Consider the following 244-nt stretch of genomic DNA (forward strand, 5'->3'; position numbering starts at 1 on the left):
TCTACAACGACGCATCGAGCCTGACCGCCAACATCACCGCCACCGCGGGCGGCAACTTCGAGCACCTGGTGATCGGCACCGGCACGGCGACGGCCAACGTCACCGACACCACCACCGACGCGACGGTCAACCTGAGCGCCTCGACGGTCGCCGAGGGCGCGGTCGCCAACTACGTGTTCACGGCGACGCTGTCGGACGCCTCGCATGGCGTCACCACGATCACCACCGACAAGGGCGACATCAC

The 244-nt window shown here is 67.6% G+C and carries 1 protein-coding gene; it reads left to right on the forward strand.

What is annotated here, in order from left to right; genetic code table 11:
* Window positions 1-244, forward strand: a 244-nt coding sequence (locus EN884_RS38890; protein WP_164746613.1) for an immunoglobulin-like domain-containing protein, incomplete at both ends; no start/stop codon positions are given.

This window comes from Mesorhizobium sp. M7A.F.Ca.AU.001.01.1.1 (assembly GCF_004022735.1).
GTDB classification, from domain to species: Bacteria; Pseudomonadota; Alphaproteobacteria; order Rhizobiales; family Rhizobiaceae; genus Mesorhizobium; species Mesorhizobium ciceri.